Genomic DNA, 6,201 nt, shown 5'->3' on the forward strand with positions numbered 1-6,201 from the left:
CGGACCGTCCGACCCACCGGGGGCCGCCGGCGCGCAGGGACCAGCAGGCGCCCGGGAACCGGCCGGCGCCGGCCCCTCCCCCGGCCACCGTCCCCCCTTCCGGCCCCGCGCCATCCGTACCGCCCGGGATGCCGTCACCACCGCCGCGCTCTACCTCCGCTGGCTCGGCTACCGGGACATCCGCCGGGCGGACCAGCGCCCGCCGAACGGCATCGGACTCGCCGCCCGCGGACTGCTCGCCCAGGTCGACCCGACCGTACGGCCGGCCGGGCCCCGGGACGTGGAGTGCCTGTGGCTGACGGCGATGACCGAGTCCGCCGAGTGCGTGTACTTCTCCCTCGCCGGCTACACCCACGCCGCCCGGGCCGGCGCGGACGCCCTCGGCGTCCCGCTGTTCGTGCTCGACCTCGCGGGCGTCCCGCAGCCGGTGAACGAGCCCGCCGGCACCCTGCGCACCACGGGCGCACCGGAACACGGAACGAGGGAACGGGACGGACGGGTCTGACCGTTCCCCGGGAACCGGGCCCGCCCGACGCTCCCCGGGCCGAGCGCGCCGCCGACCGTGCGCTCGCCCGGGGACCGCCGTGGAGCATTCACCGGATGCTCGTTCCCGGCCGTTTCACACCCGGCATCACGCCCCGTACGCGTCCCGCAGCTCCACTTTGCGGACTTTTCCGGACACCGTCATCGGGAAGGCGTCGAGGAGCTGGAGCCTGCTGGGGACCTTGTAGTGCGCGAGCCGCCCCGCGCAGAAGTCCCGCAGCTCCTCCAGCGTGAGCGGGTCGGCGGGGTCGCTCGGGATGACGCAGGCGAGGACCTCCTCGCCGTACCGCTCGTGCGGCACCCCGACGACCTGGACGTCCCGGATCTTCGGGTGGGCGTACAGGAACTCCTCGATCTCGCGCGGGTAGATGTTCTCACCGCCCCGGATGATCATGTCCTTGATCCGGCCGACGATCTCGACGTACCCGTCCTCACGCATCACCGCGAGGTCCCCGGTGTGCATCCAGCGGCCCGCGTCGATAGCCTCGGCCGTCTTCTCCGGCTCGTTCCAGTAGCCGAGCATCACGCTGTAGCCGCGCGTGCACAGCTCGCCCGCCGTGCCGCGCGGCAGGGTCACGCCCGTGGCCGGGTCGACGACCTTGACCTCCAGGTGGGGCAGGACCCGGCCGACGGTGGCGGTGCGGTGCTCCAGGTCGTCCTCGATCCGCGTCTGCAAGGAGACCGGGGACGTCTCCGTCATGCCGTAGCAGATGGAGACCTGCTCCATGTGCATCTCGGCCACCACGCGTTTCATCACCTCCACCGGGCACGGAGAGCCCGCCATGATGCCGGTGCGCAGGGTGGAGAGGTCGTAGGAGGCGAAGCCGGGGAGGTTCAGCTCCGCGATGAACATGGTCGGGACGCCGTACAGCGACGTGCACCGCTCCCGCTGCACCGCCTCCAGCGTGGCCGCCGGGTCGAAGGACGGCGCCGGTATGACCACGCAGGCGCCGTGCGAGGTGGCCGCGAGATTGCCCATGACCATGCCGAAGCAGTGGTAGAAGGGCACCGGGACGCAGACGCGGTCCTGCTCGGTGTAGGCGATCGACTCCCCCACGAAGTAGCCGTTGTTGAGGATGTTGTGGTGGGAGAGGGTGGCGCCCTTCGGGAAACCGGTCGTGCCCGACGTGTACTGGATGTTGATGGGGTCGTCGCAGGACAGCTCCTCGTACGGCACGTCGGGCGTCGCCCGTGCGAGCAGTTCGTCCCAGCTGCGGTCGCCGATGTACACGATCTCGCGCAGCTCGGGGCAGTTCCCCCGCACCTGCTCGGCCATCGCCCGGTAGTCGCTCGTCTTGTGGCGCAGGGAGGCCACCAGCAGCGCGACGCCCGACTGTCTGAGGACGTACTCGACCTCGTGGGTGCGGTAGGCCGGATTGATGTTGACCATGATGGCGCCGATGCGCGCGGTGGCGTACTGCACCAGCACCCACTCCGGGCAGTTCACCGCCCAGATGCCCACCCGGTCGCCCTTGGCGATCCCGCCGGCCACCAGAGCCCGCGCCAACTCCTCGACCGCCGCGCCGAATTCCGCGTAGGTCCAGCGCCGCCCGGACGGCACGTCGACCAGTGCCTCGCGGTCCGGCCAGGTCGCCACGGCCCGGTCCAGGTTGGCGCCGATGGTGTCGCCGAGCAGCGCGGTGGGGCTCGTCCCGTGCGTGTACGACAGCTGCGGGGTCACCGGAAGTCCTCCTCGCGGTACTCGTTCTCCGAGCCGGCCGCCGTGGCCTCGCGCAGCTCGATCCGGCGGATCTTGCCGGACACGGTCTTGGGCAGCGCGCCGAACTCCAGCCGGCGGATGCGCTTGTAGGGCGCGAGCACGTCACGGGAGTGCTCGAAGATGACCTTCGCGGTGTCCGGGCCGGGCTCCCAGCCCTCGGCGAGGACGACGTACGCCTTGGGCACGGCGAGCCGCAGGGCGTCCGGGGCGGGGACGACGGCCGCCTCGGCCACCGCCTCGTGCTCCAGCAGCGCGCTCTCCAGCTCGAACGGGCTCACCTTGTAGTCGGAGGCCTTGAAGACGTCGTCGCTGCGCCCGATGTAGGTGAGATACCCCTCCTCGTCCCTGGTGGCGATGTCCCCGGTGCGGTAGTAGCCGCCCGCCATGGCCTCCGCCGTGCGGTCGGGGTCGCCGTGATAGCCGGTCATCAGGCCGACGGGGCGCTCGGCGAGGTCGAGCGCGATCTCGCCCTCGGTGGCGCCGGGCGCGCCGGAGACCGGGTCCAGCAGTTCCACCCGGAAGCCGGGGCTGGGGCGGCCCATGGAGCCGGTCTTCAGCGGCTGGCCGGGGCTGTTGGAGACCTGCACGGCCGTCTCGGTCTGCCCGAAGCCGTCCCGGACGGTCACCCCCCAGGCGCGCCGCACCTGCTCGATGACCTCGGGGTTGAGCGGCTCGCCGGCGGCCACGATCTCGCGGGGCGGGGTGCGCAGCTGCCCGAGGTCGGCCTGGATGAGCATCCGCCACACGGTCGGCGGGGCGCAGAAGGTCGTGACGCCGGCGCGGTCCATCTCGGCCATCAGCCGGGCGGCGTCGAAGCGGGTGTAGTTGAAGACGAAGACGGTCGCCTCGGCGTTCCACGGCGCGAACAGGTTGGACCAGGCGTGCTTGGCCCAGCCGGGCGAGGAGATGTTCAGGTGGACGTCGCCGGGCTTGAGGCCGATCCAGTACATGGTGGCCAGGTGCCCGACCGGGTACGAGGTGTGGGTGTGCTCGACCAGCTTGGGGCGGGCGGTCGTGCCGGAGGTGAAATACAGCATCAGCGGGTCGTCGGCCAGGGTCGGGCCGTCCGGGACGAAGTCGGCGGGGGCCGCGTAGGCGTCCTCGTACGGCTCCCAGCCCTCCTGCGGCAGGCCGCCGACGGAGATCCGGGTGTAGGTGCCGGGCACGTCGGCGAACTTGGCGGTGTCCTCCGCCCGGACGACGACGTGTTTCACCCGGCCCCGCTCCACGCGGTCGGCGAGGTCGGCCGGGCCGAGCAGCGGGGTGGCCGGGATGACGACCGCGCGCAGCTTCATCGCGGCCAGCGCGGTCTCCCACAGCTCGGCCTGGTTGCCGAGCATGACGAGGACGCGGTCCTCGGCGGCGACCCCGCGCTCGCGCAGCCACCGGGCCACCCGGTTCGACCGTTCGGACAGCTCCGCGAAGGACAGCCGGGTCTCGGTGCCGTCCTCCTCGACGATGTGCAGCGCGGTGCGGTCGTTGCCGTCGGCGATCTCGTCGAACCAGTCCAGCGCCCAGTTGAAGTGCTCGGGGCGGGGCCAGCGGAAGCCGTCGTAGGCGGTGGCGTAGTCCTCGCGGTGTTCCAGCAGGAAGTCCCGTGCCCTGCGGAACATCTCCGTCGCCGTCGTCATCGGTTGTCCTCCTATGCTCCGGACCATTGCCGGGCGGCTCTCTGGCATCGTCTAATCCGTGATGCGGGTCTCACTACCCCCGAACGGGGGTGTGGGCGGCCGAAAGGGCGGACGGGTGACGGCAGACGCGGTGGGGGCGGTGGAGATCGGTGGCGCGCTGGCCCGGCTGCGGCGGGCGACGGGACTGCCCGTCGCCTTCGGCGGCCTGGTGGAGTCCGGCCGGCCGCAGATCCGGATCAGCGAGCTGAGCGGCACGACCACGGCCGCGCTGCGCTCGCTCGCGGTGACCTCCGGCAGCGGGCTCGGCGGCAAGGCGGTGGCGCTGGCCCGGCCGTGCGCGGTGACCGACTACTCCAGCTCGCGGCAGATCAGCCACGAGTACGACGTGCCGGTGGCCGCCGAGGGCATCCGCGCGGTGCTCGCCGTGCCGGTCGTGGTGCGGCGCCGGGTGCGCGGGGTGCTGTACGGCGCGCTGCGTTCGGCCCGGCCGCTCGGTGACCGTGCGCTGGGCGCGGCGGTGGCGGTGGCGCGGGACGTGGAGCAGACGCTGGTGGTGCGGGACGAGGCGCGGGAACTGCTGGCGGCGGCCCGGCCCGAGCGGACCGGCACCGACGACGGTGCCGTGTGGGAACAGGTGCGCGAGGCGCACGCGGCGCTGCGGGCGCTGGCCCCCCGGATCGCCGACCCGGTGCTGCGGGCCGAACTGCTGGACGCGTGCGGGCTGCTGACCGCGCCGCCGCGAGCCGGGGGCGTGACCCTGGCGCCACGCGAGGTGGACGTGCTGTCCTGGGTGGCGGCGGGGGCCACCAACGCGGCGGTGGCCGAGCGGCTGGGCATCGGCCCGGAGACGGTCGAGGGATATCTGCGTTCGGCGATGCGGAAGCTGGGCGCGCACACCCGAGGGGAGGCGGTGACCGCGGCGCGCAGGGCGGGGCTGCTGCCGTAGCCCCGTGACCGGCCAGGAAACCCGCCGGTCACGAAACCTGACCATTCATCGGCTGCCGCTTTGAATTTCCCTCTGCTTGACCGTTTGTTATTTCCCTCACCAGGGCTTCCGTCCGAATTTCAAGGATCGTTGCCTAGAATTTGGTACGGACACGACACACGAGGGGAGCGGTGACCGTGCGACGGGACTTCCAGGAGTCTGCCAGGTGCCGCCCCGACCTGGTCATCGGCCGCGAGGAGCTGTTCGCCGGCGCCCGTGGGCAACTCGCCTCCGGGGGCAGTGTGCTGCTCCACGGCCCCGCCGGAATAGGAAAATCCACCGTCCTGCGGGCATTGGCCGAGGAATACGGCGCCACCGCGCACACGGTGTTGCGCTGCTCGGCGACCGAGTCCGAATCCCACCTCCCCTTCCTCGCCCTCGCCGACCTCCTCGGCCTGGTGCTCGACGAGGTCTCCCCGCGGCTGCCCGCCGCCCAGCGCACCGCCCTGGAGTCGGCGCTGACCGGCCGCGGCGAGTCCAGCCTCCAGCGCGACGGACTCGCCCTGCGCCTGGCCGTGCTCTCCGCGCTGCGCGCCCTCGCCGCCCACGGCCCCGTCCTGGTCGTCGCCGACGACCTGCAGTGGCTGGACCCGGCCAGCGCCGAACTCCTCGGCTTCGCCGCCCGGCGCCTGGAGGGCACTCCGGTACAACTGCTCTGCGCGGTCCGCACGGAGGGCCAGGACAGCCAGGAGTACGGCCGTCACCTGCGCGCCTGTCCGCCGGGCACCCTCGCGGTCCGGCTGGGCCCGCTCTCGCGCGGCCAGGTCGCCGAGCTGCTCGACCACCGCGGCCACGGCTGCCTGTCCCGCTCCACGGTCCGCGAGATCCACCGCACCAGCGGCGGCAACCCCCTGTTCGCCCTGGAGCTGGGCCGCGCCCTCGCCGACAGCCCCACCCCGCCCCGGGCGGGCGAGCCGCTGCCCGTGCCGACCTCGCTGCGCGCCCTGGTGCTCAGCCGGCTCGACATGCTCTCGGTAGAGGCCCGCCGCACCCTGCTCGTGGCCAGCGCCGGCGCCCGCCCCACCCCGGCCCTGCTGCACGCGGCCGGCCGGGAGAACGCCGAGGCCGAGTGCGCCCAGGCCGCAGAACTGGGGCTGCTGGCCACCGAGCCGGACGCCCCGGCCGTACGGTTCGCGCACCCGCTGATCTCCGCCGCGCTGTACGCGGAGGCGCCCGCGCACGAACGGCGGGCCGCGCACGCGGCGCTGTCCACCGCCGCCTCCGACCCGATCGAACGCGCCCGGCACCTGGCGCTCGCCACCACCGGCACCGACCCGGAGGTCGCCGCCCGGCTCGCCGAGGCCGCCGCCCTCGCCCGGGAC

At 73.3% G+C, this 6,201-nt stretch carries 5 protein-coding genes; 3 read left to right on the forward strand and 2 right to left on the reverse strand.

All coding sequences use genetic code 11. From position 1 onward, the window contains the following. Positions 1-505 (forward strand): hypothetical protein (locus ABZV94_RS39370; protein ID WP_356349523.1); only part of this gene is annotated, 505 nt, incomplete at its 5' end. A 126-nt stretch (positions 506-631) separates the two neighbouring features. Here ABZV94_RS39370 and ABZV94_RS39375 read toward each other — a convergent pair. Both ABZV94_RS39375 and ABZV94_RS39380 read right to left on the reverse strand, forming a co-directional pair. Then, a complete protein-coding gene (locus tag ABZV94_RS39375) occupies positions 632-2,224 on the reverse strand; it encodes an AMP-binding protein (RefSeq protein ID WP_356349525.1) in 1,593 nt (530 codons plus the stop codon). Then, a complete protein-coding gene (locus tag ABZV94_RS39380) occupies positions 2,221-3,894 on the reverse strand; it encodes an AMP-binding protein (RefSeq protein WP_356349528.1) in 1,674 nt (557 codons plus the stop codon). Before ABZV94_RS39380 ends, ABZV94_RS39375 begins: the two co-directional genes overlap by 4 nt. Positions 3,895-4,009: 115 nt before the next feature. Here ABZV94_RS39380 and ABZV94_RS39385 point away from each other — a divergent pair, with 115 nt between their 5' ends. Together ABZV94_RS39385 and ABZV94_RS39390 are read left to right on the forward strand one after the other, a co-directional pair. Then, the gene (locus ABZV94_RS39385; RefSeq protein ID WP_356349530.1) at positions 4,010-4,840 is read left to right on the forward strand and encodes a helix-turn-helix transcriptional regulator; all 831 of its coding nucleotides are present in this window, start codon (positions 4,010-4,012) and stop codon (positions 4,838-4,840) included. 170 nt (positions 4,841-5,010) lie between these two features. Next, positions 5,011-6,201, forward strand: a 1,191-nt coding sequence (locus ABZV94_RS39390) for an ATP-binding protein (RefSeq protein ID WP_356349533.1), incomplete at its 3' end; no start/stop codon positions are given.

This window comes from Streptomyces sp. NPDC004658 (genome assembly GCF_040609555.1).
GTDB lineage: Bacteria > Actinomycetota > Actinomycetes > Streptomycetales > Streptomycetaceae > Streptomyces.

Bases quoted from the DNA above. Each gene is read 5' to 3' on its own strand.
- ABZV94_RS39380 (WP_356349528.1), bottom strand. From the start codon at position 3,894: ATGACGACGGCGACGGAGATGTTCCGCAGGGCACGGGACTTCCTGCTG.